The 26559-nt window shown below is 69.8% G+C and carries 19 protein-coding genes; 10 read left to right on the top strand and 9 right to left on the bottom strand.

Translation table 11 applies throughout. The features are described 5' to 3' along the window. Positions 1-32: 32 nt before the first annotated feature. The gene (gene mca / locus ACFY10_RS17080; protein WP_390665922.1) at positions 33-914 is read left to right on the top strand and encodes a mycothiol conjugate amidase Mca; all 882 of its coding nucleotides are present in this window, start codon (positions 33-35) and stop codon (positions 912-914) included. Next, the gene (locus ACFY10_RS17075) at positions 907-1155 is read left to right on the top strand and encodes a hypothetical protein (protein WP_390665921.1); all 249 of its coding nucleotides are present in this window, start codon (positions 907-909) and stop codon (positions 1153-1155) included. Before mca ends, ACFY10_RS17075 begins: the two co-directional genes overlap by 8 nt. A gap of 25 nt (positions 1156-1180) precedes the next feature. Here the strand turns inward: ACFY10_RS17075 and ACFY10_RS17070 are convergent, their stop codons facing one another. Continuing rightward, the gene (locus ACFY10_RS17070; protein WP_390665920.1) at positions 1181-4381 is read right to left on the bottom strand and encodes a tetratricopeptide repeat protein; all 3201 of its coding nucleotides are present in this window, start codon (positions 4379-4381) and stop codon (positions 1181-1183) included. 207 nt (positions 4382-4588) lie between these two features. Between ACFY10_RS17070 and ACFY10_RS17065 the strand changes: the two genes are divergently transcribed. The 5 genes from ACFY10_RS17065 (at position 4589) to ACFY10_RS17045 (ending at position 13343) form a co-directional block, all read left to right on the top strand. After that, positions 4589-6622 (top strand): thioredoxin domain-containing protein, encoded by a 2034-nt coding sequence (locus ACFY10_RS17065; protein WP_390665919.1) that lies wholly within the window; start codon positions 4589-4591, stop codon positions 6620-6622. 190 nt (positions 6623-6812) lie between these two features. Next, positions 6813-8081 carry a glycosyltransferase gene (locus ACFY10_RS17060; RefSeq protein ID WP_390665918.1) on the top strand — a complete coding sequence of 423 codons (1269 nt, stop codon included), beginning with the start codon at positions 6813-6815 and terminating at the stop codon, positions 8079-8081. Further along, a complete protein-coding gene (locus ACFY10_RS17055) occupies positions 8078-9736 on the top strand; it encodes an ArnT family glycosyltransferase (RefSeq protein ID WP_390665917.1) in 1659 nt (552 codons plus the stop codon). Before ACFY10_RS17060 ends, ACFY10_RS17055 begins: the two co-directional genes overlap by 4 nt. After that, positions 9733-10926 (top strand): glycosyltransferase, encoded by a 1194-nt coding sequence (locus tag ACFY10_RS17050; protein WP_390665916.1) that lies wholly within the window; start codon positions 9733-9735, stop codon positions 10924-10926. The genes ACFY10_RS17055 and ACFY10_RS17050 overlap by 4 nt, the downstream gene beginning before the upstream one ends. Then, positions 10923-13343 (top strand): galactose oxidase-like domain-containing protein, encoded by a 2421-nt coding sequence (locus ACFY10_RS17045; RefSeq protein ID WP_390665915.1) that lies wholly within the window; start codon positions 10923-10925, stop codon positions 13341-13343. The genes ACFY10_RS17050 and ACFY10_RS17045 overlap by 4 nt, the downstream gene beginning before the upstream one ends. Before the next feature lie 12 nt (positions 13344-13355). On the opposite strand, the gene ACFY10_RS17040 is transcribed toward ACFY10_RS17045, so the two are convergent. From ACFY10_RS17040 to ACFY10_RS17025, 4 genes are all read right to left on the bottom strand, one after another. After that, complete coding sequence (locus tag ACFY10_RS17040; RefSeq protein WP_390665914.1) at positions 13356-14081, bottom strand: Mut7-C RNAse domain-containing protein; 726 nt, start codon at positions 14079-14081, stop codon at positions 13356-13358. A gap of 33 nt (positions 14082-14114) precedes the next feature. Further along, a complete protein-coding gene (locus tag ACFY10_RS17035; protein ID WP_390665913.1) occupies positions 14115-14756 on the bottom strand; it encodes a TetR/AcrR family transcriptional regulator in 642 nt (213 codons plus the stop codon). Beyond that, entirely contained in the window at positions 14753-16321 is a 1569-nt protein-coding gene (locus ACFY10_RS17030) for a DHA2 family efflux MFS transporter permease subunit (RefSeq protein ID WP_390665912.1), read from the bottom strand. The genes ACFY10_RS17035 and ACFY10_RS17030 overlap by 4 nt, the downstream gene beginning before the upstream one ends. Before the next feature lie 113 nt (positions 16322-16434). After that, the gene (locus ACFY10_RS17025; protein WP_390665911.1) at positions 16435-17181 is read right to left on the bottom strand and encodes a hemolysin III family protein; all 747 of its coding nucleotides are present in this window, start codon (positions 17179-17181) and stop codon (positions 16435-16437) included. Positions 17182-17523: 342 nt separating this feature from the next. Between ACFY10_RS17025 and ACFY10_RS17020 the strand changes: the two genes are divergently transcribed. After that, complete coding sequence (locus tag ACFY10_RS17020; RefSeq protein WP_390665910.1) at positions 17524-19347, top strand: phosphoenolpyruvate carboxykinase (GTP); 1824 nt, start codon at positions 17524-17526, stop codon at positions 19345-19347. 461 nt (positions 19348-19808) lie between these two features. On the opposite strand, the gene ACFY10_RS17015 is transcribed toward ACFY10_RS17020, so the two are convergent. Next, positions 19809-20225, bottom strand: coding sequence for a hypothetical protein (locus ACFY10_RS17015; protein ID WP_390665909.1), 417 nt, complete (start codon positions 20223-20225; stop codon positions 19809-19811). 47 nt (positions 20226-20272) lie between these two features. Next, entirely contained in the window at positions 20273-21484 is a 1212-nt protein-coding gene (locus tag ACFY10_RS17010) for a pyridoxal phosphate-dependent aminotransferase (RefSeq protein WP_390665908.1), read from the bottom strand. Between the two features lie 126 nt (positions 21485-21610). Between ACFY10_RS17010 and ACFY10_RS17005 the strand changes: the two genes are divergently transcribed. Both ACFY10_RS17005 and ACFY10_RS17000 read left to right on the top strand, forming a co-directional pair. After that, a complete protein-coding gene (locus tag ACFY10_RS17005; RefSeq protein ID WP_390665907.1) occupies positions 21611-22354 on the top strand; it encodes a hypothetical protein in 744 nt (247 codons plus the stop codon). A 224-nt stretch (positions 22355-22578) separates the two neighbouring features. Then, complete coding sequence (locus ACFY10_RS17000) at positions 22579-23448, top strand: serine protease (protein ID WP_390665906.1); 870 nt, start codon at positions 22579-22581, stop codon at positions 23446-23448. A 101-nt stretch (positions 23449-23549) separates the two neighbouring features. On the opposite strand, the gene ACFY10_RS16995 is transcribed toward ACFY10_RS17000, so the two are convergent. Continuing rightward, on the bottom strand, positions 23550-25160 hold the full coding sequence (locus ACFY10_RS16995; RefSeq protein WP_390665905.1) for an amidohydrolase family protein: 1611 nt from the start codon (positions 25158-25160) through the stop codon (positions 23550-23552). 20 nt (positions 25161-25180) lie between these two features. After that, positions 25181-26446: an amino acid deaminase gene (locus ACFY10_RS16990; protein ID WP_390665904.1), complete on the bottom strand. Its 1266-nt coding sequence runs from the start codon at positions 26444-26446 to the stop codon at positions 25181-25183. Positions 26447-26559: the final 113 nt, after the last annotated feature.

The following is a 26559-nucleotide window of genomic DNA, read 5'->3' as shown; positions in this document are numbered from 1 at the left end:
ACACCGGGCGCCGACTTACCGAGGATTGAGTCTTGACTGACCAGCTGCGACTGATGGCCGTGCACGCGCACCCCGACGACGAGTCGAGCAAGGGCGCGGCCACCATGGCGAAGTACGTGTCCGAGGGGGTGGACGTGCTGGTCGTGACCTGCACGGGCGGGGAGCGCGGCTCCATCCTCAATCCCAAGCTGCAGGGCGACAAGTACATCGAGGAGCACATCCACGAGGTACGCAAGAAGGAGATGGACGAGGCCCGCGAGATCCTCGGGGTCAAGCAGGAGTGGCTCGGCTTCGTGGACTCCGGTCTGCCCGAGGGTGATCCGCTGCCGCCGCTGCCCGAGGGCTGCTTCGCCCTGGAGGACGTCGACAAGGCGGCCGGCGAGCTGGTGAAGCAGATCCGTTCCTTCCGTCCTCAGGTGATCACCACCTACGACGAGAACGGCGGCTACCCGCACCCCGACCACATCATGACCCACAAGATCTCGATGGTGGCGTTCGAGGGCGCGGCGGACACCGAGAAGTACCCGGAGTCCGAGTTCGGCCCGATCTACCAGCCGCTCAAGCTCTACTACAACCAGGGCTTCAACCGCCCCCGCACCGAGGCGCTGCACAACGCGCTGCTCGAGCGCGGCATGGAGTCGCCTTACGGGGAGTGGCTCGAGCGCTGGAAGGAGTTCGAGCGCGTGGAGCGCACGCTGACCACGCACATCCCGTGCGCTGAGTTCTTCGAGATCCGCGACAAGGCACTGATCGCCCACGCCACGCAGATCGACCCCGACGGCGGCTGGTTCAAGGTCCCGATGGAGATCCAGAAGGACGTCTGGCCGACGGAGGAGTACGAGCTGGCGAAGTCCCTCGTCGATACCTCCCTCCCCGAGGACGACCTCTTCGCGGGCGTCCGCGACAATGCCTGACATGAGCGCAAGCGTGAGCCTGGCAATGACGCACCTCGTCCCCCTCGCCAAGGAGGTGGACGAGAACAAGGTCACCCCCGGCGTCCTCGGCTTCATCGTCTTCGCGGCGATGGCCCTGGCGGTGTGGGCACTGATGAAGTCCATGAACCGGCACATGGGCAAGGTGAAGTTCAAGGAGACGGCCGACGCGGACGCCGGGTCCGCGGAGCCCTCCGCGGACTCCGAGGCACGCCGGAGCTGACGTCGGGAGCGGGGGTGGCCGGCGGTCAGTGACTGGCCGGTACCGCCACCCCCATCACCTCCCGCGCATGCCGGCTCGGCACCATCCCCAGCCGCCAGGCCTGCCAGCCCTCTTCCAGGTTCACGCCCCGCTCCAGCAGCAGCTGATACGCCTCCACGTAGTCGTCGAGCTTCTGGTCCCGCAGGGGATGGCCGGCGCGGGAGAGCTGGGCCAGTTCCTCCTGGGCGACGGCCGTGCCGATCTCCACGCCGCCGGGGGCCGCATACGGCAGCAGGGTGCAGCGCAGGAAGCGGGCCCAGTCCTCGCCGCGGTGGTCGCCGTACGAGGTGAACAGGCCCACCGCGTCGTCGCACAGTGCCAGCGCCTGCTGGGTACGGGCATTGCCCGCGTCCACCACCGCCAGTTCCAGGCAGGTCCACGCCTCGCCGTGGGCGACGCCGATGCGCTGGAAGTCGGCCCGGGCGTCGACCAGGAGCTGGCGGGCGAAGCCGGAGTTCCTGAGCGAGCCCGTCTGGGCGGCGCGCTGGTCCCGGGTGACCCTGGCCGAGTGATGGCGGGCGCAGGCCAGGCCGTAGACGTCGCGCATACGGGAGAACATCGTGCGGGAGCGCTCCAGCTCGCGCACCGCGTGGTCGAGGTTGCCCGTCTCCTCCAGGGCCTGGCCCAGGTAGTAGACCGTCCAGGCCTCGCCGCGCGCGTCCTCGTTGTCGCGATGCCTGGACGCCGCCTGGCGCAGGCCGTCCACCGCCTGGGACGGGTCCCCGGCGACGAGGCGGGCACGGGCCAGCTGGGTGAGCGCCCAGGCTTCGCCGCGGGCGTCGCGGGTGCGGCCGTAGCGGTCCAGGGCCGCGTTCAGCTCCGACTCCGCGCGCGGGACGTCGCCCATGCGCAGGGACAGCTGGCCGAGCTGGAAGTGGGCCCAGGCCTCGCCGTGCACGGACTCGCCCGCACGGTGCAGGACCAGGGACTCGGAGAGCAGGTGCAGCGCCTCCGAGACATGCCCGCGGTCCCGTTCCACCGCGGCCAGGGCGTGCATCGTCCAGCCGCGGTCCGTGGCCAGTTCGGGTGCCGCCTGGAGGTCCAGCGCCTCGCGGAGCTTCGCCGCAGCCTCGGTCAGGTTGCCCTGGTGGTGCAGGGTGATGCCCAGGGAACAGAGGGCGCGGGCCGCACCGGCGTCGTGGTGGGCCTCCATGTACAGATCGACCACCGACGTCAGCGTCGTACGCGCCTTGTCCAGCTCGCCCAGCTGGCGGGCCGCGATGCCCGTGCGCCACTGCACCGAGCGGACCAGCAGACCCTGGTCGACGGCCTGCGCCAGTTCGCTGATCTCGCCCAGGCGGTAGAGGTCGCCGCGCAGCAGGCAGTAGTCGCACAGCGCACCCAGCAGGTTCAGCACCGCCGCCTGGTTCACGCCCTCCGCGTGCCGCAGGGTCGAGGTGATGAAGCTCGACTCGTCGTCCAGCCAGCGCAGCGCCTCGTCCAGAGAGGTGAAGCCGTGCGGGCTGAAGCGGTCCGAGCGGGTGGACATGTTGCCGTCGACCAGGCGCAGCACCGAGTCGGCCAGGTCGGCGTAGTTCACGATCAGGCGTTCCTGCGCGGCCGTGCGCTCGGTCGCCTCCTCCTCGTCCAGGAGCCGGGCCTGGGCGAAGGCCCGCACCAGGTCGTGGAGGCGGTAGCGGTTGCCGCGCACATGGTCGATCAGGCCGGCCCGGGCGAGGGCGACCAGGTGGCGGGTCGCCTCCGTCTCGTCCGTCGCCAGCAGCGAGGCGGCCGCGGCACCGCCGAGGGAGGCACGGCCGGCCAGCGCCAGCCGGCGCAGCAGCCGACGGGCCGCCTCCGACTGGTCCGTGTAGCGCAGCCACAGCACGCGCTCGATCGGCTCGACAGGGCCGTACGCCGCCAGATCCGTGGCCAGTTGACGCGGGGAGCGCGGGCCCAGTGACGAACCGGCGATGCTCAGCGCCAGCGGCAGCCCGCCGCACAACTCCCGGATCCGGTCCGCCGAATCGGCGTCGTAAGGCCCCGAGCTGTCCTGCGAAGCCGCGTCCAGCAACTCCTCCGCGCCCGCCGGGTCCAGCGCCTCGACCGGCAGTTCATGGACATGGGCCTGCAGGTCGGAGGGGAGTTCGAGGGGCTCGCGGCTGGTCACCAGGACCAGGCTGTCGGAGCGCTCGGGCACGAGCGTACGGATCTGTTCGGGGTCCGAGGCGTCGTCCAGGACGACCGTGACCGGCAGGCCCGTCAGATGCTGGTGATACAGCTCGCTCAGCCGCTTGACCTGCTGGTCTGGGGAGGAACGCTCACGGAACAGCAGCTGTTCGCGCGGCGCGCCCAGCCGGTTCAGCAGGTGCAGCAGGGCGTCGCGGGTGGACAGCGGCGGCTCCTCCGGACTGCCGCCGCGCAGGTCCACGACGCAGGCGCCGCGGAAGTAGTCCTTCAGGTCGTGCGTGGCGCGCACCGCGAGGGTCGTACGGCCGCTGCCGGGCGTGCCGTGCAGCACCACCACCGTCGGACGGGTCTCCGTGCTCGCGCGGGCCGCCTGCACCCACTGCCGGATCCGCGCCATCTCCTGCCGCCGCCCCGCGAACGCGCCCGCCGGCTCCGGGAGCTGTGCGAACGACTGCGCCAGGACATTCCGTCCGCGTGCCGCCGCACTCTTGTCCGTGCCGCGCAGCTGCGGCCCCGTCTTCTTCGGGCCGGTGGACGCGGCGCGCACCCGCTGCTGGTCGAGGAACGGGCGGATGCCGCGCACCTCCAGCGCCGTCAGCCACTGCAGCCGCAGCTGCTCCGGCCCGCCGGGCTGGTTCGCGGCGCCGGCGCGGTGGTGCGCGGCGGGCAGATGCGAGCCGGCCACCTTGGCCACGGTCGCCGCGGCGCCGACGACCCCGACCGTCACGCCCACCCCTACTGCCGTGCCGGCGTCCGTGCCGAACGCCAGGTCGGCCACCGCCGCCGCGACCGCGGCAACGGCCGCCACCAGCAAGGGAGTTCCGGATCCCTCCTGCGCGTACCGCTGCCCGAAGGTCAGCCGGCCGGCCTCCGCCTCGTCCAGCGCACGCGTATAGGCCTCGTACTCCTCGGCGGCCGTCTGAGCCATCGCGTCCAGCGCGCCGCGCGAGCGCGACAGCAGTACCGTTCCGTCGGTGCGCCCGCCCGAACGTCGAACCTCTTCCTCCACGGCCCGGGCCAACAGCCGTTCGGCATCCGCCCGATGGCTGTCCCGCATGTCACGTCCCCCTCCGGCGGCAACTCCTTTGGCTACGAGTGTCCTTCGGGGAAGCCGTCAGCGCGAGAGGGCGGCGATCATCGGCGAACTTCGGCGTACCCCGGTGAGCCGGACCTGTTCCGGGCGCGGGCACCGGAAAACCCGACGTCACCGTCCCGCGACATGCCTGACGCCCGCTGCCCGGGGTACTGCGGCAGGATGGACCTCATGCCGAACCGACTGGCTCACGAGACGTCCCCCTACCTGCTCCAGCACGCGGACAACCCCGTCGACTGGTGGCCGTGGTCGGCCGAGGCCTTCGAGGAGGCCCGGAAGGCGAACAAACCCGTCCTGCTGAGCGTCGGGTACAGCAGCTGCCACTGGTGTCACGTCATGGCGCACGAGTCCTTCGAGGACCAGGCCACCGCCGACTTCCTCAATGAGCACTTCGTCAACATCAAAGTCGACCGCGAGGAGCGCCCCGACGTAGACGCCGTCTACATGGAAGCCGTCCAGGCCGCCACCGGCCAGGGCGGCTGGCCCATGACCGTGTTCCTCACCCCGGACGGCGAGCCCTTCTACTTCGGCACCTACTTCCCTCCCGCCCCCCGCCACGGCAGCCCCTCCTTCCGCCAGGTCCTGGAGGGCGTCAGGTCCGCCTGGGCCGACCGGCGCGACGAGGTCGCCGAGGTCGCCGGGAAGATCGTCAAGGACCTCTCCGGGCGGGAGATCTCCTACGGGGACGCCCACACGCCTGGCGAGGAGGAGCTCGCACAGGCGCTGCTCGGGCTGACCCGCGAGTACGACCCGCAGCGCGGCGGGTTCGGCGGCGCCCCCAAGTTCCCGCCGTCCATGGTGATCGAGTTCCTGCTGCGGCACCACGCCCGCACCGGGTCCGAGGGCGCGCTGCAGATGGCTCAGGACACCTGTGAGCGGATGGCCCGCGGCGGGATCTACGACCAGCTCGGTGGTGGGTTCGCGCGGTACTCCGTCGACCGAGACTGGGTCGTCCCGCACTTCGAGAAGATGCTCTACGACAACGCCCTGCTGTGCCGTGTGTATGCGCACCTGTGGCGTTCCACCGGCTCCGAGCTCGCCCGCCGCGTCGCGCTCGAGACCGCCGACTTCATGGTCCGTGAACTGCGCACCAACGAGGGCGGGTTCGCCTCCGCCCTCGACGCCGACAGCGACGACGGGAGCGGGAAGCACGTCGAGGGCGCCTACTACGTGTGGACTCCCCAGCAGCTGACGGAAGTCCTCGGCAGCGACGACGCCGAACTCGCCGTCCAGTACTTCGGCGTCACCGAAGAGGGCACCTTCGAGCACGGCCAGTCCGTCCTCCAACTCCCCCAGCAGGAGGGCGTGTTCGACGCCGAGAAGGTCGAGTCCGTCAAGGGACGTCTGCTCGAAGCGCGGTCCGGCCGCCCCGCCCCCGGCCGTGACGACAAGATCGTCGCCGCCTGGAACGGCCTCGCGATCGCCGCCCTCGCCGAGACCGGTGCCTATTTCGACCGCCCCGACCTGGTCGAGGCCGCGGTCGGCGCCGCCGATCTCCTCGTACGGCTGCATCTGGACGATCAGGCGCGCCTCGCCCGTACCAGCAAGGACGGCCAAGTCGGTGCCAATGCAGGCGTGTTGGAGGACTATGCCGATGTCGCCGAGGGGTTCCTCGCGCTCGCGTCCGTCACCGGGGAGGGCGTCTGGCTCGAGTTCGCCGGGTTCCTGCTCGACCACGTGCTGGTCCGCTTCGTCGACGCGGAGACCGGCAGCCTCTACGACACCGCAGCCGACGCCGAGAAGCTGATCCGCCGGCCGCAGGACCCCACAGACAACGCCACACCGTCCGGCTGGACCGCCGCCGCGGGCGCGCTGCTGAGCTATGCCGCCCACACCGGTGCGGAGCCCCATCGCACCGCCGCCGAAAGGGCGTTGGGCGTCGTGAAGGCGCTCGGGCCACGTGTGCCGCGCTTCATCGGCTGGGGGCTCGCGGTCGCCGAGGCGCTCCTCGACGGGCCGCGGGAGGTCGCGGTCGTGGGGCCGGCGATGGACGACGCCGCCACAAAGGTCCTGCACCGCACGGCACTTCTCGGCACCGCCCCGGGCGCGGTCGTGGCCGTAGGCACTCCGGAGAGTGACGAGTTTCCGCTCCTCGCCGATCGGCCCCTCCAGCAGGGTCAACCTGCGGCTTACGTCTGCCGTAACTTCACCTGCGATGCCCCGACCACCGATCCGGACCGTTTGCGAACTGCGCTGACCAGCTGAAACGCCAGCGGATTCAGGTACTTACGCAGCCCGTGTTCGAATTGTTCACTCTCGGGGCCCGTTGTGAAGAAACGCGCTCTTCATGAAAACGGCCTGCGGACTTCACAGACCCCTCCTAATGTCTACACAGTTCCGCGACAGATGTGACTTGTTGTCGCGACAGGGGGCATTGGGGATCTGGGGGGATCTGTTGCTGACGTCTGTCTTCATCGCTGCCGTATCGCTGGCCTTGTTCTGGATGGCGGCCTTCACCTTGTGGTGGCAGATGCACGCGTGGCGTACGCCCGAAGTGCTCGCCTCCACCCGATTCAGCAGACCGGACGGGGACGAGCACGTCTCCTTCTCGCTGCTGCTTCCGGCGCGGCACGAGCAGGCCGTGCTGGACCACACCATCCAGCGGCTGCTGAAGTCCACACACACCGACTTCGAGATCATCGTGATCGTGGGGCACGACGACCCCGAGACCACGTCGGTGGCCGAGGCGGCCGCCGAACGCGATCCGCGCGTCCGTGTCGTCGTCGACACCCACGAGAAGAAGAACAAGCCGAAGGCCATGAACACGGCGCTGCCGCACTGCCGCGGTGATGTGGTCGGGGTCTTCGACGCCGAGGACCAGGTCCATCCCGAGCTCCTCGCGCACGTCGACCACGCCTTCCGTACGACGAAGGCGGACGTCGTGCAGGGCGGCGTCCAGCTCATCAACTTCCACTCCAGCTGGTACTCCCTGCGCAACTGCCTGGAGTACTTCTTCTGGTTCCGCTCCCGACTGCACCTGCACGCGCAGAAGGGGTTCATCCCGCTCGGCGGCAACACCGTCTTCGTACGCACGGACGTGCTCAGGGAAGCCGACGGCTGGGACCCCGACTGCCTCGCCGAGGACTGCGACCTGGGCGTGCGGCTGTCGTCCGTCGGCAAGAAGGTCGTCGTCGCCTACGACTCCGACATGGTCACCCGCGAGGAGACCCCCGGCTCGCTGATGTCGCTGCTCAAGCAGCGCACCCGCTGGAACCAGGGCTTCCTTCAGGTCTACCGGAAGAAGGACTGGAAGCAACTCCCGGGCTTCGGGCAGCGGTTGCTCGCCCGGTACACCCTGATGACACCGTTCCTGCAGGCCTTCTCCGGGGTGATCATCCCGCTCAACGCGGCGGTCGCGCTCTTCCTGGACGTGCCGGTCGGGATCGCCTTCCTCACCTTCCTGCCGCTGGTCACCGCCGCGGTCACCTTCGTCTTCGAGGTCGTCGGACTGCACGACTTCGGCAAGCAGTACGGCCTCCGAGTCCGCCTCGTCCACTATCTCAAGCTCGTCGTGGGCGGCCCCTTCTACCAGGTCCTCCTCGCCGGGGCCGCGATCCGCGCCGTATGGCGTGAGCAACGTGGCCGCAACGACTGGGAGTTGACCAGCCATGTCGGCGCACATCTGAACGACACAGCGGTAATCCGAGAGGACGTCCCTGCGTGACCTCCACCCTTCCCGCGGTGACCACTCCGAAGGTCCCCGCGCAGCGGCAGCCTGCGCCTGAGGCCGGTTCGACCGGTCGAACGGCCCCGCCCCGACGCCTCCGTTCCTCCCGCCCCGACCTCCTGCTGTGCGGCGCGCTTCTCGTGGCGATCCTCGTCGTGCAGGGCTGGAACATCGCCGACTACCCGACGCTCAGCGACGACGAGGGCACCTACCTCGCCCAGGCCTGGGCGGTCCAGCAGGGCAGCGGCCTGGCCCACTACACCTACTGGTACGACCATCCGCCTCTCGGCTGGATCCAGATAGCCCTGCTCACCTGGATCCCGTCCTGGCTCAGCCCCGGCTCGATGACCGTGGGCAGCATGCGCGTGGTGATGCTGATCGTCTCCGCGGTCAGCGCGGTCCTCGTCTACGTCCTCGCACGCCGCCTGTCGCTGCCGCGCTGGGCCGCCGGGTTCGCGATGGCCCTGTTCGGGCTGTCGCCGCTCTCCGTCGTCCTCCAGCGGGAGATCTTCCTCGACAACCTCGCGGTGATGTGGACGCTCCTCGCCTTCACCCTCGCCGCCTCCCCGAGCCGTCACCTCTGGCACCACTTCGGCGCGGGTCTTGCGGCCGCGACGGCCGTGCTGACCAAGGAGACGATGCTCGTCGTCCTGCCCGCGCTGTTCGTCACCATGTGGCGGCACAGCCACCGGGACACGCGGAAGTTCGCGGTGACCGGCGCCGTCACCGCCTGCACGCTGATCGGCTTCAGCTACCCGCTCTTCGCCCTGCTGAAGGGCGAGTTGCTGCCCGGGGGCGGGCACGTCTCGCTCTGGGACGGCATCAAGTACCAGATGACCAGGCCGGGTTCGGGCTTCGTCCTCGACCAGGGCTCGGGCTCCTACGGGGTCCTGCACTCGTGGCTCTACTACGACCGTGTCCTCCCGCTCGGCGGCCTCGCCGGCGCGCTGCTGCTGGTGGCCACGTGGCGCTGGTCGGTCACCGCCCGCGCGCTGGCCGGACCGGCCCTCACCATCGCGATCCTCACCGCGCTGGCCATGCGCCCCAACGGCTATCTGCCCGCGATGTACATCATCCAGGCGCTGCCCTTCCTCGCCCTCGTCCTGGCCGGAGGCACCGCCTCCGTCGCCCACGCGGTGCTGCGCAGGTGGCGGCGCCCCGACGAGCAGCGCTGGAAGACCGGCGGCCGCTACGCCCTGGCGGCCGTCCTCGCGATCGCGGCCGGCGCGTACGTCGTCCCGCGCTGGTACGACGGCGACCACACCGCCGTCACCGCCGACGCCAACGCCCCCTACCGGTCCGCCTCCAAGTGGCTCACCACCGAGGTCGCGGACCCGAAGGACACCCGTGTCCTCGTCGACGACGCGCTCTGGCTGGACCTGGTGCACCACGGGTACAAGCCCGGGCTCGGCGTCATCTGGTTCTACAAGGCCGACCTCGACCCGGCCGTCACCAAGACCATGCCGCACGGCTGGAAGGACATCGACTACGTGGTCGCCTCCCCGACGGTGCGGCGCGACGCGGTGGACCTGCCCAACGTCAAGGCGGCCATTGAGCACTCCAAGCCGGTCGCGACGTTCGGCAAGGGCCCCGACCGTATCGAGATCCGGCGCATCCAGGCGGCCGGTACCGCTGATGGAGGCGTCCGATGACCCACGAGTACACCGCCCCCGGAGAACTCAACGACCCCGCCGTACACGGCGTCGAAGTCGCCGAGCCCGGCGCCGTCACCATCGTCGTACCGACGTACAACGAGTCCGCGAACATCCGCCGGCTCCTGCACCAGATCACCGAGTCGGTGCCGTCCCGCCTGCCCTGCGAGGTCGTCTTCGTCGACGACTCCACGGACGACACCCCCGAGGTGATCCACGAGGCCGCCAAGGACTGCCCGTTCCCGGTGACGGTCCTGCACCGTGAGGAGCCGGTCGGCGGGCTCGGGGGCGCGGTCGTCGAGGGCATGAAGGCGGCCGGCTCGGACTGGATCGTCGTCATGGACGGCGACTGCCAGCATCCGCCGTCCCTGGTACCGGAGTTGGTGGCCACCGGCGAGCGGGCGAACGCCGGGCTGGTCGTCGCCTCCCGGTACATCAAGGGCGGCAGTCGCGCCGGTCTGGCCGGCAGCTACCGGGTGGCCGTCAGCCGTGGGGCCACCTGGCTCACGAAATCCCTGTTCCCGCGGAAACTGCGGGGCATCAGCGACCCGATGAGCGGTTTCTTCGCGATCCGGCGCGCCGACATCACCGCCGAGACGCTCAAGCCCCTCGGCTACAAGATCCTCCTGGAGCTGGCGGTCCGCAGCCGCCCCCGCCAGGTCACCGAGGTGCCGTTCGTCTTCCAGGACCGTTTCGCGGGGGAGTCCAAGTCGTCCGCGCAGGAGGGCTTCCGCTTCCTGCGCCACCTCGTCGGACTGCGCACCGCCTCGCCCATCGCCCGCATGGTGGCCTTCGGCCTGATCGGCGCGACCGGCTTCTTCCCGAACCTGGTTGGCCTGTGGGCCCTGATGGCCGTCGGCATGCACTACGTCCCCGCCGAGATCCTCGCCAACCAGTTCGGCGTCGCCTGGAACTTCGTGCTCATCGAGCATCTGCTGTTCCGCGACCGCCGTGCACACCGGCGCTGGTGGGACCGCGTCGGCAGGTTCGCGCTGCTCGCCAACGCCGACCTGGTGCTGCGCATCCCGCTGATCGCGCTCTTCGTGAACCGGTTCGGGATGGGGGCCCTGTCCGCCACCGCGCTCGCGCTGGTGACGACGTTCGTCCTGCGCTTCGTGGGGACCGAAGCGCTGGTCTATCTGCCGCGCAGGGGGCGCGGGGGGAGTACCGCAGCAAGGAGAGCCGTGTGAACAGACAGCACGTCACCAGATACCGCAGAAGAACGGCACTGGTCGGGGTGGGGGCCCTGACCGCCGGTCTGCTGCTCACCACACCCCAGTCCGCCGAGGCGGCCAACCTCGTCAAGAACCCGGGCTTCGAGACGGACGGTACGGACGGGATGCCGTACTGCTGGGAGAAGTCCGGCTGGGGCGACAACGACTTCAGCTTCGCGACGACGTCCGACGCCCACTCCGGCTCCAAGGCGATGAAGGTGACGCTGACCCGCCGCGTCGACGGCGACCGCAAGGCGCTGATCACCGAGTCGACGGACTGCGCGCCGGTGGTGACGGCGGGCAAGCAGTACGACCTGTCGCTCTGGTACAAGACGACCACGCCGGACGCGAACGTCACCCTGTTCCGGCACGACACGACGGCCGGCTGGCAGTACTGGACCGATCTCAAGACCCTTGAGATGCAGGGCAGTTGGACCCAGGCCACGGTCCGCACGCCCGAGATCCCGGCCGGCACCGACCGCATCACCTGGGGTGTCTCCGTCTACGGCACCGGCTCGGCGACCACCGACGACTACACGATGGACCAGGTCCCCGACGTCACCCCGCCCGCCACCTGCACCGGCACGGCGGACGAGTGCGCCAACGGCCGCTGGGACGTGCTGCCCACGCAGAACCCGGTCCGCTCCATGCACTCCGTCGTCCTCAACAACGGCAAGGTGCTGCTGATCGCCGGGTCCGGCAACAGCCAGGAGAACTTCGACGCGGGCACGTTCACCAGCGCCGTGTACAACCCGGCCGACGGGACGTACAAGGTCATCCCGACCCCGAAGGACATGTTCTGCTCGGGCCACATCCAGCTGCAGGACGGACGCGTCCTGGTGCTGAGCGGTAACAAGGCCTTCCCGACGGCGGACGGTTCGCACGGTTACGAGGGCTACAAGGACTCGTACATCTTCGATCCGACGACCGAGACCTACAGCAAGACCAACGACCTCAACGACGGCCACTGGTACCCGTCGGCGACCGAGCTCGGCAACGGCGACGTCGTCTCCTTCGGCGGTCTGCGCGAGGACTCGACCGGCTCGGTGACCGCCGAGTACTGGTCTAACGCCCAGCAGAAGTGGCTGGCGCTGTGGCAGGTCAACCAGACCTGGTCGTACTGGGGCCTGTACCCGTCGATGATCCTGATGCAGGACGGCCGCCTCTTCTACTCGGGCAGCCATGTCTTCGGCAACAACATCCCGGGCACCGGCTCGGCGATCTACGACTACAACGCCAACACCATCACGCAGATCCCGGGCCTGCAGAACAAGGACCAGCGCGACCAGTCCGCGAGCGTGCTGCTGCCGCCGGCGCAGGACCAGAAGGTCCTCACCATCGGCGGCGGCAACATCGACTCCAACCCGGAGGGCAACCGCCTGACGGATGTCATCGACCTCAAGCAGGCCAACCCGTCGTACGTCGCCGGGCCCCCGATCCCGCAGGGCACGGTCGACCTCGGCAACGGCAAGGTCCCCGAGACCGGCAACCAGGGCAAGATGTACGTCTCCGCGGTCCTGCTGCCCGACGGCAAGGTCCTGGAGACCGGCGGCGGTCTGCACAACCGGGCCAACCCGGTCTACGAGGCCTCGATCTACGACCCGGGCGCGGGCACCTTCGACCCGGTGGCCGCCGACCCCGAGGCCCGCGGCTACCACTCCTCCGCGTTCCTGCTGCCCGACGGCCGCGTCATGGCCACCGGTGACAACCCGGGCAACGGCACCTGGAACCACAACGTGTCGATCTACACGCCGCCCTATCTGCTCAAGGGCGAGCGTCCGACGATCACTTCGATGATCAACACGGAGTGGCACTACGGCGACACCCAGCGGATCACGGTCGATCACCCCGTCGTCAAGGCCGAGTTGATCCGCCCGGCCGCCGTCACCCACTCCTCCGACCCGAACCAGCGGTTCGTCGACCTGCCGCTGTCGGTCGACGGCAACAACGTCGACCTGAACGTGACGAGCAACCCCAATGTGGCCCCGCCCGGCTGGTACATGCTCTTCGCGGTCGACGCCAACGGCGTCCCGTCGGTCGCCAAGTGGGTGCACCTCCAGGGCCCGCAGGCCCTGAGCGCCGACACCGCCGACGCGCACGTCCACTCCTTCGCCGACTCCCTGTCGGGCAAGGTCGTGGGGCCCGGCAAGAAGCGCACGTCGCAGAAGGTCTCCGTCACGATCTCCGGCTGCGACCGGCACTACGGCTCGATCAACGTGTGTGTGCCGACCGTCTTCCCGGCAGGCGTGAAGAAGACGACGGCCGCGCGCTGCAGCTGGCTGAAGACGAACCACTACGGCCGGCTGAAGGTCAACGGCAAGGACGACCCGCTGGGCCTCGACCCCAACAAGGACGGCACCGCCTGCGGAAAGGCGGACGTGAGGAAGGGCTGATCCGATAGAGGACTAGCCGGCGAACTCCGCAAGCGCGCGCTCCACGATCGCCACCAGCTGCTCGTGGTGCGCGCCCTTCCAGTACGCGCGCCCGCAGTCCCGGCACTGCGCGAAGACGTCGTACGACCGGTGGGTGCCGCCCTGCAGTTGGTCGGCGACCTCTTCCTTGGTGGCCTCCTTCAGCAGTCCGTTGCAGGCGGTGCACCGTGTCCAGGGCCTGAGCTCGGGCCGGAACCGGTCGAGGACGTCCCGGAGTTGGTCCTCGGGCCGGGTGCTGTAGACATACGCCCCGGCCCACAGCTCACGGCGGCGCAGCAGGCCCCGGTCGCGGCTGAGCAGGACGCGCTGCTCGGCGGCCGAGAGGGCGGCGAGGGCCGGGTCGCCGATGTCCGTCGACTCGTACGCCGTGTCCACGCCGAGCAGGCGCAGCCGGCGGGCGAGGGTGCCGAGATGGACGTCGAGGAGGAAGCGCAGGGGAGCGCCGGGGACCTGCTGGGGGCGGTCGACGGGCCGGACCTCGACGGAGTCGCCGGCGGAGGGGACGTACGACGTCGGCACCTCGCGGCCGTTGACCCACAGGGTCCCGACCTCGGTGAGCGGGACGCCGGCCGACTCGACGACATGGCCGAGGGAGGAGACGCCGTCGGTGGCGACCGTGGTGGCTCCCCGGCGGCGCTCGCTCGGCACGAACAGGGCCAGGTCTGGCGCGAACTCGACGTGGATCTCGGGACCGTTCACGTGGTCAGGATGTCACGGGAGGGGGAGCCGGGCTCAGGGCTTTTCGGTGGGGAGGCCGTGTTCCAGGACGTCCAGGGCGCGGTGCATGAGTGCCCCGAGGTCGCCCCCGAAGTCGTTCTCCGCCCAGTACATGTTGACCTCCATGAGGCCGCCGATGAGGGACATCGCGTAGACGCGGACCTCGAGGCTGTCCGGGTCCAGGCCGAAGCGGTCGGCGATGGCCCCCCGCATCAGGCGCCCGGTCTCCGACATGCTCTCGTACATCCGGGAACGGACGGCGGGGACCTGGACCCCGAGGTGCGCCCGCAGCCGGATCACCTCGGGGCTCTCCTGCACCATGAAGTCGAGCGCCTTCTGCATGATGTGCCGCACCGACTCGATCCACGGCTCGTCGGCGGGCCGCGCGCGCAACTCCTCCAGCATCAGGGGGTCGTACTCGTCCGTGAGGACGATGTCCTCCTTGGTCGGGAAGTACCGGAAGACGGTCGACGGCGAGACCTCGGCCCGGTCGGCGATCTGCTCGATCGTGGTGGCGTCGTAGCCCTGCTCCTTGATCAGTGCGTACGTCGCCGCGCGGATCGCCTCCCGGGTCTTGATCTTCTTGCGCTCGCGGAGGCCGAGCTGAGGGCGGTCGGCGGGGGAGAGGGGGGAACGTGCGGCCGTCATACGGCTCATTGTCGGGCATCCGCGGTCGGGGCGACCACGTCTGGGGTGCCCTCGGCCGGTACGGCGGCACGGTCGGCCCGGGTGTTCGGCAGGAACGCCGCCGCCAGCAGCGCCGACACGAGCGCCGCGATCCCGCACACCAGCAGCACCAGGCCCATGCCGTGGACGTAGGCGCTGTTCGCGGACGCGACGAGATCGGTGGAGTGGGCCTTCTCGGCGACGATGTGCGCCGCGACCACGGAGTCCCCGGCGGTGTCGGCCGCCCTGGCGGGCAGCCCGGTGACGTCGAGCCGGTCGCGGAAGGTGCCCGCGAGCAGGCTGCCGAGCAGGGCGATGCCGATCGCGCCGCCGACCTGGCGCAGCGTCATCAGCAGTCCGGAGCCGCTGCCGGCGCGGTCGCGGGGCAGGGCGCCGAGGGCGCCGGCCATGGCCGGCATGAGCGAGAAACCGAAGCCGAGGCCGGTGATGGAGAGCCACAGCGCGGTGAAGCCGTACCCGGAGTCGGTCGTCGTACGGCTGCCGAGGAACGCGGCGAAGGCCAGCACCACCAGGCCCGCGCTCACCGTGGCGCGGGCGCCGAAGCGGGTGGCGGCCTGCGGGGCCGTCCGGGAGGCGACCAGGATTCCGCCCATCATCGGCAGCAGTCGTACGCCGGTGCCGAAGGCGTCGTTGCCGAGGACGGCCTGGAGGTAGGGCGGCAGCACGAACAGCAGGCCGGACAGGACGAACATCACCAGGGTCGCGGCGATCGTGTTGAAGAGGAAGCCGCGGTGGGCGAGGAGGGTCATGTCGAGCATGGGGCGCTCGACCCGGCGTTCGCGCAGGACCAGGGCGGTGATGAGGACGACGGCCGCCGTGAACATGGCCAGGACCAGCGGGTCGCCCCAACCGCGGGTGGGCGCCTCGATGATCGCGTAGACCAGGGCGCCGAGGCCGGTCGCGGTGAGCGCGGTGGAGACGGTGTCCACCTTGGGGGAGGCGGGGTCGCGGGTCTCGGGGAGCAGGAAGACGCAGGCGGCGATGCCGATCGCGGCCATCGGGACGTTGACGAGGAAGACCGAGCCCCACCAGAAGTGGTTCAGCAGCCAGCCGCCGATGATCGGGCCGAGCGGCAGGCCGAGCGCGGAGGCGGCGGAGACGATGGCGGTGGCCTTGGGCTGCTCGTCGCGGTCGAACAGCGTGGGCACGACGGAGAGCGCGAGCGGGGTGACCAGCGCGGCGCCGACGCCCATCAGGGCGCGGGCGGCGATGACCCAGTTCACGTCCCCGGCCAGGGCGCCCGCGAGCGAACCGGCGAGGAAGACCGCGAGCCCCACGATCAGCATCAGCCGCCGTCCGAAGCGGTCGCCGAGCAGACCGGCGGGGAGCATCAGCGCCGCGAAGACGACGACGTAGGCGTCCGCCATCCACTGCTGCTGGCCGGTGGTGGCGCCGAGGTCGCCGGCCATGGTCGGCAGCGCCACGTTGAGGATCGTCGTGTCGAAGCCGAGGGTCAGCATGCTCGCGACGAGGGCGCCGAGGGCCCACCAGCGGCGGGGGTCTGGAGTGACAGCACTTGAAGTGGAAGTGTCCATGAAATGAGAGTAGCTCTCAAAATCTAGTTGATGTCAATAGGTATCGACTCTCGGAAGGTTTCGGGCATGCAAAAAGGGCCACGGAAGCCGTGGCCCTTCAGCAGTCGGTGGTGCTACGCGTGCTGGTACGCGACCAGCGAGATCCCCACGTAGTGGACGACGAACGCCGCGAGCGTGAAGGAGTGGAAGACCTCATGGAAGCCGAACCAGCGGGGTGACGGGTTCGGTCGCTTGATGCCGTAGATCACGCCGCCCGCGCTGTAGAGAAGGCCGCCCACGATCACCAGGACCAGCACGGCGATGCCGCCCGCGCGCATGAAGTCCGGCAGGAAGAAGACGGCCGCCCAGCCCATCGCGATGTAGCAGGGGGTGTAGAGCCAGCGCGGGGCGCCGACCCAGAAGACGCGGAAGACGATGCCCGCCGCCGCGGCACCCCAGATGCCCCACAGCAGCCACTGCCCCTTCGCGCCGGGCAGCAACAGCATCGTCAGCGGCGTGTACGTACCCGCGATGATCAGGAAGATGTTGGCGTGATCGAGCCTGCGCAGGACGCCGTCCATGCGCGGGCTCCAGTTGCCCCGGTGGTACAGCGCGCTCACGCCGAACAGCAGGCAGGCCGTCAGGGCGAAGATCCCGCAGGCGATGCGCCCTCTGGTCGAGTCCGCGAGGGCGGTGAGCACCAGGCCCGAGACCAGCGCGGCCGGGAACATGCCGAGGTGCAGCCAGCCACGCAGCTTCGGCTTTATCGGCTCGGCGAGCTGCTGGGCGTGCTGCTTGATCTGGTGCGGCAGGGAGGGCGCATCGGAACCGCGGCCGGCGGCCGGCGTGTCCGTTGGCGCGTCGGGGACGGGCGCAGTCATGCCCGGCATCGTACCTACGGAACCGTAAGTTGCGGATTAGCACGGGCCGAGAAACGGCGAAGAGTGGCCATCATCTCACGGGAGTTGACGCCCTGGCCGTCAGGCAAAAGAACCTTCAGATGAACTCAACGTGCACGCAAAAACACGCTTGGAAACACTCTGTCGCGTGACGATCCCCACTCCGCTCACCTGTGAGGCCCTCTGGACATATGGGCGCGCCCGTCGGATGATCAAATGAGTGCGGTCGGCACCGGATGAGCGCTGAAGATCCAGCCACGGAAGCATCCGGGTCGCAGCCCCCACGGGGCCTCCAAAACAAAAATCCCTCATTTAGGAGCAATCGTGGCGCGCGACATCGCGGCTCCCCCCGTCATCCCCACCAACCATCAGGAACTGGTCTCGTGGGTGAACGAGATCGCAGCACTGACCCAGCCGGACAGCGTGGTCTGGTGTGACGGATCCGAGGCCGAGTACGAGCGCCTGTGCGAGGAGCTCGTCTCGAAGGGCACCTTCAGGAAACTCGACCCGATCAAGCGCCCCAACTCCTACTACGCCGCTTCCGACCCGACCGATGTCGCGCGGGTCGAGGACCGGACGTTCATCTGCTCCGAGAAGGAGGAGGACGCGGGCCCGACCAACCACTGGAAGGCCCCCGCGGAGATGCGGGAGATCTTCTCCGGCGAGAAGGGCGTCTTCCGCGGCTCCATGAAGGGCCGGACGATGTACGTCGTCCCGTTCTGCATGGGCCCCCTCGGCTCGGACCTCTCCGCGATCGGCGTCGAGATCACCGACTCCGCCTACGTCGCGGTCTCCATGCGCACGATGACCCGCATGGGGCAGCCGGTCCTCGACGAGCTCGGCTCCGACGGCTTCTTCGTCAAGGCCGTCCATACCCTCGGCGCCCCGCTGGCGGAGGGCGAGGCCGACGTCCCCTGGCCCTGCAACTCCACCAAGTACATCTCGCACTTCCCCGAGTCGCGCGAGATCTGGTCCTACGGCTCCGGCTACGGCGGCAACGCCCTGCTCGGCAAGAAGTGCTACGCCCTGCGCATCGCGTCGGTGATGGCACGCGACGAGGGCTGGCTCGCGGAGCACATGCTGATCCTGAAGCTCACCCCGCCGACCGGCGAGTCCAAGTACGTGGCCGCGGCCTTCCCTTCGGCCTGCGGCAAGACCAACCTCGCCATGCTGGAGCCCACGGTCTCCGGCTGGACGGTCGAGACGATCGGCGACGACATCGCCTGGATGCGCTTCGGCGAGGACGGCCGCCTGTACGCGATCAACCCCGAGGCCGGCTTCTTCGGCGTCGCGCCCGGCACCGGTGAGCACACCAACGCCAACGCGATGAAGACGCTGTGGGGCAACTCGGTCTTCACCAACGTGGCGCTCACCGACGACAACGACATCTGGTGGGAGGGCATGACGGAGGAGACTCCGGCCCACCTGACGGACTGGAAGGGCAACGACTGGACGCCGGCGTCCGAGACCCCGGCCGCCCACCCCAACGCCCGCTTCACCACCCCCGCCTCCCAGTGCCCGATCATCGCGCCCGAGTGGGAGGACCCGAGGGGCGTGCCGATCTCGGCGATCCTCTTCGGCGGCCGCCGCGCCACCGCGGTCCCGCTGGTGACGGAGTCCTTCGACTGGAACCACGGCGTCTTCCTCGGCGCCAACGTCGCGTCGGAGAAGACCGCCGCCGCGGAGGGCAAGGTCGGCGAGCTGCGCCGCGACCCCTTCGCGATGCTCCCCTTCTGCGGCTACAACATGGGCGACTACATGGGCCACTGGGTCGACGTCGCCAAGGACAAGGACCAGTCGAAGCTCCCGAAGATCTACTACGTCAACTGGTTCCGCAAGAACGACCAGGGCAAGTTCGTCTGGCCCGGCTTCGGCGAGAACAGCCGCGTCCTGAAGTGGATCGTCGACCGCCTCGACGGCAAGGCGGAGGGCGTCGAGACCCCGATCGGCATCCTGCCGACGAAGGAGGCTCTCGACACCAACGGCCTCGAACTCTCCGACTCCGACCTGGACTTCCTGCTCACGGTCGACAAGGAGGTCTGGCGCGAGGAGGCCGCCCTGGTCCCCGACCACCTCAACACCTTCGGCGACCACACTCCGAAGGAACTCTGGGACGAGTACCGCGCGCTGGTGCAGCGCCTGGGCTGAGTCCCGTCACCAAGACTCCGCGGCCGGCACGGATGCCCTGACCAGTGATCGTCACGGCCGGCCGCGGTGCCGGTCGGCGAGGCCGCGTACAACGGCGTACGTGGCTGTGGGCCTGTTGTTCGCGTTCCGTCCGCCCCGACGGAACGCCAACAACAGGCCCTCGCCTGTTTCGGGGGTCCGCCGTTGCGGATTTGTGCGGTGTGCCGGGTGCGGGTTCGTTGTGGCTTGTCGCGTAGTTCCCCGCGCCCCTGAAGGGCGCTGTTGTGAGCGATCGTGCACTGCACCCCCCAAGGGGCGCGGGGAACTGCGCGACCGGCCACGATGGACCCGCAGCCGCAATACGACACGAACCCCCCTGGCGATTAGGCACCGCCGCCCAAGCCAACGCAGTGCCATGGCACCCGGTCCGCGCGACGCTGCGGGTAGCACGCGGACCGGGGCCGTCAAGGGAGCCCGGAGGCTCAGCGGGACGCGAGCTCGCGCGGCTCCAGCGCCGCCGCATGCACGTCCATCTGCTCGGCGGCAAGAATCGCAGCCGCCGTGTCCGCCCGCGAAGCCGCCACGACCAGCGCGCGCCCCGCAAGGGCGTGGGCCCGCTGGTGCAGGGCCATGGGGTCGTCGCCGGACGGTGCCGCGGACATACGGACCGGCGCAACACCGCCCCGCAACCGGGCCACCTGCGCGGCAAGCCGCTCGGCCGCGGCGTCCAGGTCCTCGGAAGCGGCAGCGCCCCGCAGCTCGTCCGTGACGGCGAGAAGCGCCCCGAGATGCCCTGCGAGCTGGATGTCCAGCTCCTCCTCACGGGACCGGTGGGGGAAGTCGGAGGTGGTGCCGGCCATCGTGCTGTGGACCGACTTGGTGCGGATCGGTTCGTACATGGATGGCCTCCTGTGCTGTCAGGAAACCATCCTAGCTTAGATTTCGTCTAAAGTTGGCTGTAGCCGTCGAGGAAGTTCCCGATTCGGGTGACCGCGTCCCGCAGATCTCCTACCGACGGCAGGGTCACCACGCGGAAGTGATCGGGCTCGGACCAGTTGAACCCGGTCCCCTGCACGACCATGATCTTCTCGCGGCGCAGCAGGTCCAGGACCATCCGCCGGTCGTCCTTGATCTTGAACACCTTGGGGTCGAGGCGCGGGAAGAGATACAGCGCGCCCTTCGGCTTCACGCAGGTCACGCCCGGGATCTGGGTGAGCAGCTCGTACGCGACGTCCCGCTGCTCCTTCAGCCGCCCGCCCGGCAGCACCAGATCGTTGATGGTCTGCCGGCCGCTGAGCGCGGCAACCACTCCATGCTGCCCGGGCATGTTCGCGCACAGGCGCATGTTGGCCAGGATCGTCAGACCCTCGATGTACGAGTCCGCGTGCGCGCGCGGCCCGGAGATGGCCATCCAGCCGACCCGGTAGCCCGCCACCCGGTACGCCTTCGACATGCCGTTGAAGGTGAGGGTCAGCAGATCCGGGGCCACGGCGGCGGTCGGGATGTGCGTGGCGCCGTCGTAGAGGATCTTGTCGTAGATCTCGTCGGAGCAGACGAGCAGATTGTGGCGGCGGGCGATGTCCGTCAAGCCCTTGATCATCGCCTCGTCGTACACGGCCCCCGTCGGATTGTTGGGGTTGATGATGACGATGGCCTTGGTGCGGTCGGTGACCTTGCGCTCGACGTCCGCGAGGTCGGGCATCCAGTCGGACTGCTCGTCGCAGCGGTAGTGCACGGCCGTGCCGCCGGAGAGTGAGACGGCGGCGGTCCACAGGGGATAGTCGGGCGACGGTACGAGGACCTCGTCGCCGTCGTCGAGCAGGCCCTGCATGGCCATCACGATCAGCTCGGAGACGCCGTTGCCCACGAAGACGTGCTCTACGTCCGTCTCGATGCCGAGGGTCTGGTTGTGCATGACGACCGCCCGGCGCGCGGCCAGCAGGCCCTTCGCGTCGCCGTAGCCGTGGGCCGACGACACGTTGCGGAGGATGTCCTCCAGGATCTCGGGCGGGCACTCGAAGCCGAACGCCGCCGGGTTCCCGGTGTTCAGCTTGAGAATGCGGTGCCCGGCCGCCTCGAGCCGCATCGCCTCCTCGAGCACCGGGCCCCGGATCTCGTAACAGACGTTGGCGAGCTTGGTCGACTGGATCACCTGCATGTCTGGGAGCTTACGGCCCGGTAACGCCCCGCGGGCCGTGTTTTCCACCACGTGAGACGGGTGGGTTTGGGCTGTTATCGCCGGTAGCTGTCCCAGGGGTCCCGTCCGTCTCTACAATGCGCGGTCATGTCCAAGCCACCTGAGTACGAAAACGGGGCGAACGGCGTGAATGGCGCGCATGGTGCGACCGGCTCGTACGGAGCCCACGGTGCGCACCCGGACGGCGGTCCTCAAGACCCGCCGAACGTGTACCACCCGCAGCCGGAGTCGGCCCCCTCGTACGAGGAGTACGCCGATCCGGCCGTCGCGCACGGCTGGCTGAACGCGTACGACGAGACGAGTGAGATGCCCCGGGTGGTGGGGGACACGCACGAGCTGCAGCCGGTGGCGGACGAGCCGCGCGAGGTCCGTCGCGCCGGCGCGGGCAGGCGTGCCCGGCGCAAGCCCAGCCCCTGGCGCTCTCGGCGCACCGCGGTCGCCGCCGGTGCGGTGGGGGCGGTGTCGGCGGCCCTGATCGCCGGGTTCTCCTTCGCCGGGTCTTCCTCCGGGCCCGCGGGCGGTGCGCAGGGCAAGGAGGAGAGCACGACCCCGGCGGCCGGCGACTCCGCCGGGCCGACGGCTCCGGAGTCCGGCGGGGCGGCCACCGGCCGGTCGTCCGGAGGCGGGGCGGACTCGTCCGGGACGGCTTCCCCGAGTCCGAGCGCGTCCACGAGCGGCACCCCGTCTGGGGATGCGACCCGGGAGCCCTCGACCGGGACCTCCGGCGCCACGGCGACCTCCGCACCCGCTCCGAGCAGGAGCGTCTCGGGGCCGGGCAACTCCGGCAACAATCCCGGACACGGCCAGGGCGGTACGAAGGGTCCCAAGTAGCCGTAGGGCTGGATAAGTTGGTCCCGCCGAGCAGGGGTGTGTACACGCTGTGCCGCCCGGCGGCGGAGCCGCATGTCGATACAGCCGGCTCCGCCGCGCGGCGCCAACTGCGGTCCTGAAACAACTCCTTGCCCAACCACCCCTCTCCCACCACAATGCACATGTCAAATCTATGGGCGGCCGGAAAATCTCCGGTCGCCCAAGTCGCAAGAGGGGACCCCCACATGAAGAAGCCTCTCCTCGCCGTGCTCTCAGCCCTGGTGATATCCGGGGCGGGCATGGCACCCGCGGTCGCGTCGCCCGTGCTCGCGGACGGCGCGGCCACGAAGACGGTGACGAAGACGGCCAAGCCCTCGGTCAAGGCCGTCAACTTCGCCGGCACCGTAGCCCTCAGCAACTGCTCCGGCTCCGTCATCCGCTTCCCGAACTCCGCGGACACCGACCCGGCGCTCGTCATGACCAACGGCCACTGCCTGGAGACCGGGTTCCCGGAGCCGGGCGAGGTCATCGTCGACCAGGCCTCCAGCCGTACGTTCAGCCTGCTCAACTCCTCCGCCACCAAGGTCGGGACGCTGCGCGCGAGCAAGGTCGCGTACTCGACGATGACGGACACGGACGTCACGATCTACCAGCTCACCACCACCTACGCGAAGATCAAGAGCTCGTACGGCATCAGCCCGCTGACGCTTCAGGACACGCACCCCACCGCCGGTACCGCGATCACGGTCGTCTCCGGCTACTGGAAGAAGACGTACGCCTGCAACGTCGACGGCTTCGTCTACCGCCTCAAGGAGGGCGACTGGACCTGGAAGGACTCGCTCCGGTACACCTCCGCCTGCCAGACGATCGGCGGCACCTCGGGCTCGCCCGTCGTGGACAACGCCACCGGAAAGGTCGTCGCCGTCAACAACACCGGCAACGAGGACGGCGAGCGCTGCACCGAGAACAACCCCTGTGAGGTCGACGAGAGCGGCAACGTGACCGTCCGGCAGGGCATCAACTACGCCGAGGAGACGTACCAGATCCCGGCGTGCTTCGGAGCCGGCAACAAGCTCAACCTGAGCGCGAGCGGCTGCACTCTGCCGAAGCCGTAGCGCCTCTGTTGGGGTGCGATCGGTCGTTTGGCGTCTGCGGCGCCGTTGTGGCTGGTCGCGCAGTTCCCCGCGCCCCTAGGGAGGGTGGTGTGGGCGTTCCGTCACATGGGACTGTGACGGATCGCTCTGCCCGCCAGTACGGTCGTGCGATGGCCTTCCTCGATCACGAAACGGCCGTCGATCAAGACGTGTGGGATGCCCGTCGGGAGCGTGCGCGGGTTTTCGTACGTCGCCCCTGCCGCCACCGTTGCCGGATCGAACAGGACCAGATCCGCCCGGTACCCCTCGCGGACCAGCCCCCGGTCCGGCAGGCGCAGGCGGGCGGCAGGCCTTGACGTGAGATGCGCGACGCATTCCTCCAGTGACAGCACGCCCAACTCCCGTACGTACCGCCCGAGATACTGCGGGAAGGTGCCGTAGGCGCGCGGGTGGGGCTTGGTCCCCTGGAGGATGCCGTCCGAGCCGCCGGTGTGGACCGGGTGGCGCATGATCGTCCGTACGTTCTCCTCGTGGCCGACGTGCTGCAGGATCGTCGAGCCCAGGCTGTCGGCGAGGAGCAGGTGGCGGGCGGTGGCCCACGGGGCCTCGCCGCGCAGCTTCGCCGACTCCTGGACCGTACGGCCGACGAAGTCCGCCAGTCCCGGGTCCGCGACACCCGAGATCTCGATCGTGTCCCATTCGATGGGCACGCCGTGGCAGCCGTCCGCGCCCACGACCTCCATGTGGTGGCGGATGCGTTCGGCGGTGTCCTCGTCCGCGAGCCGCTTCAGGATCGCCTCGGGCCCGCCCTCGCTCGCCCAACTGGGCAGCATGGCCGCGAGAGTTGTGCTGCCGGGGGTGTAGGGGTACGTGTCCAGGCTGATGTCGGCCCCGGAGGCGAGGGCCTCGTCCAGCAACCGCAGCAGCTCGGGCCCGCGGCCCTTGTTCACGCCGAAGTTCATGGTGGCGTGCGCCAGGTGCAGGGAGCAGCCCGCCTCCCGGGTCAGGGCCACCATCTCCTCGTACGCCTGAAGGGCCCCGGCGCCGTACGAACGGTGGTGCGGGCAGTAGTAGCCGCCGTACCGCGCCACCACCCGGCACAGCTCGGTCAGCTCCGCGTCCTTGGCGTACATGCCCGGCGTGTAGGTCAGCCCGGACGACATGCCGACCGCGCCCTGCTCCATGCCCTCCGCGACCAGCTGCCGCATCCGGTCGAGCTCCTGCGGGGTCGCCTCGCGGTCCTCCCAGCCGACGACGAGCATACGGACCGTCCCCTGCGGGATCAGATAGGCGGCGTTCACCGCGATCCCCCGATCCAGCCGGTCCAGGTACTCGCCCACCGAACGCCAGTCGAAGTCGATGTCGTCGCCGTGGCCGTTCCAGCCGGTGATGGCGCGGCGCACCTCGGCGAGTGTGCGGTCGTCGACGGGGGCGTACGACAGTCCGTCCTGGCCCAGGACCTCGAGGGTGACCCCCTGCGCGGCCTTGGCGCTGTGGTCCGGGTCGCGGAGCACAGCCAGATCGCTGTGGGCGTGCATGTCGATGAAGCCGGGGGAGAGGACCAGCCCCTCCGCGTCCAACTCCCGGCGGGCCTTGGGGCGTTGGCAGCCCGCGGCGGCCGCCTCCTTGACGATCGAGACGATCCTGCCGCCGTCGATCACCACGTCCGCGCGGTACGACGGCTCACCGCTGCCGTCCACGACGTCCGCGTCCCGGATGACGAGCTCCTCCACGGCCGTACCTCCTGTCGCTTCTAGAAGAACGTACGGATGTAGTCGACGACCGTGCCGTCCGCCTCGACCAGCGGGATCAGCTGCCACTTGTCGAAGGACGTGCACGGGTGGGACAGGCCCATGCCCAGCCAGTCCCCGACCTCCAGGTCCGCCTCGGCGGTCGTCCGCAGCCAGGCGTGCTGGTCCGACAGCGCGGTCACCGAGATACCGGTGGCCGGGCGCTCGGCGCCGTCCCGGCGGACGACCTGGGCGAAGGGGAGGTCGAGGTCGTACGCCGCGTCCCGCTTGCCCGCGTTGACGAAGGCCTGCTCGGCGGAGGGGCGGGAGACGACCTGCGTCCAGAGGCGGAAGGCGGGCTCCAGGGCGCCCTCCTCCGGAACGCGGTTGAAGGGGGTGAGCTTGCGGTAGTGGCCGTCGTCGTGCGAGACGTAGGCGCCGGAGCGCAGCAACTTCAGTACGGGGGCGGAGAGTCCGGGGATCTCGGCGAACACGTCGGCCACCGCGTCGAACCAGGCGCTGCCGCCCGCGCTCACGACGATCTCGTCCAGCCCCGCGAACCGCCCCGCCTTGTCGAAGTCCACGGCCAGCGCGACCAGCCGGCGCAGCCAGGCGTGCACCCGCTCCGGGTCGGCCTGCGGGACCTCGCCCTCGTAGCCCGCGACGCCGACGAGCCGCAGGGTGGACGTCGCCGCCACCGCGTCCGCCACCGCCGCGCACTCCGCCTCCGTACGGACCCCCGTGCGTGCGCCCTCACCGGCGGCGAGCTCGACGACGACGTCCAGCGGCCGCGAGGCCCCCTGCAGAGCCGCGTCCATCAGCTCCACCCCGCGCACGGAGTCGACGTAGCAGATGAGACGGAAGCCGGGGTCGGCGTCGAGCTCGGCGGAAATCCATTTCAGCGCCGCCGGGTCGACCAGCTCGTTGGCGAGGAAGACCCGCCGGGTCCCGAACGCCCGTGCCACGCGCACCTGGTGGGGCACCGCGAGGGTGATGCCCCAGGCGCCGCGCTCGATCTGCTGCCGGAACAGCTGGGGGGCCATGGTGGTCTTGCCGTGCGGGGCGAAGGCGAGTCCGTGCCGGGTCGCATACGTCTCCATGAGCGCGAGGTTGTGCTCCAGGCGTTCGGCCGACAGGGCGAGGACGGGGGTCGCGAAGCCGCCGGTGAAGAGATTGCGGCGCTGGGCGGCCAGTTCGCCGACGGTCAGGCCGTCGGCGTCCGGCGGGAGGCCCTTGAAGCGGTGGTCGACGCGTTCCTCGGCGAGTCGGGCGAGGGCTTCCGTGACCATGAGGCCTCCCTGATCAGGTGTGTTGCAGTACTTGCAACACTCGTTGCGTATATCGCTCACCGCTGTCTAACATCTCGGCCAACGCAGGGTCAACGACAGCAGCCCACCCGCCG

This window comes from Streptomyces sp. NPDC001401, assembly GCF_042895385.1.
In the GTDB taxonomy this organism is placed as follows: domain Bacteria; phylum Actinomycetota; class Actinomycetes; order Streptomycetales; family Streptomycetaceae; genus Streptomyces.
This window is presented reverse-complemented; position numbering and strand designations above follow the sequence as displayed.

What these genes read in the sequence shown, in the direction of transcription:
- ACFY10_RS17065 (WP_390665919.1), top strand. Translation starts at nt 4,589, where the DNA reads ATGCCGAACCGACTGGCTCACGAGACGTCCCCCTACCTGCTCCAGCAC.
- ACFY10_RS17035 (WP_390665913.1), bottom strand. Translation starts at nt 14,756, where the DNA reads ATGAGCCGTATGACGGCCGCACGTTCCCCCCTCTCCCCCGCCGACCGC.
- ACFY10_RS17075 (WP_390665921.1), top strand. Translation starts at nt 907, where the DNA reads ATGCCTGACATGAGCGCAAGCGTGAGCCTGGCAATGACGCACCTCGTC.
- ACFY10_RS17015 (WP_390665909.1), bottom strand. Translation starts at nt 20,225, where the DNA reads ATGTACGAACCGATCCGCACCAAGTCGGTCCACAGCACGATGGCCGGC.
- ACFY10_RS17000 (WP_390665906.1), top strand. Translation starts at nt 22,579, where the DNA reads ATGAAGAAGCCTCTCCTCGCCGTGCTCTCAGCCCTGGTGATATCCGGG.
- ACFY10_RS17025 (WP_390665911.1), bottom strand. Translation starts at nt 17,181, where the DNA reads ATGACTGCGCCCGTCCCCGACGCGCCAACGGACACGCCGGCCGCCGGC.
- ACFY10_RS16990 (WP_390665904.1), bottom strand. Translation starts at nt 26,446, where the DNA reads ATGGTCACGGAAGCCCTCGCCCGACTCGCCGAGGAACGCGTCGACCAC.
- ACFY10_RS17010 (WP_390665908.1), bottom strand. Translation starts at nt 21,484, where the DNA reads ATGCAGGTGATCCAGTCGACCAAGCTCGCCAACGTCTGTTACGAGATC.
- ACFY10_RS17030 (WP_390665912.1), bottom strand. Translation starts at nt 16,321, where the DNA reads ATGGACACTTCCACTTCAAGTGCTGTCACTCCAGACCCCCGCCGCTGG.
- ACFY10_RS17070 (WP_390665920.1), bottom strand. Translation starts at nt 4,381, where the DNA reads ATGCGGGACAGCCATCGGGCGGATGCCGAACGGCTGTTGGCCCGGGCC.
- ACFY10_RS17050 (WP_390665916.1), top strand. Translation starts at nt 9,733, where the DNA reads ATGACCCACGAGTACACCGCCCCCGGAGAACTCAACGACCCCGCCGTA.
- ACFY10_RS17005 (WP_390665907.1), top strand. Translation starts at nt 21,611, where the DNA reads ATGTCCAAGCCACCTGAGTACGAAAACGGGGCGAACGGCGTGAATGGC.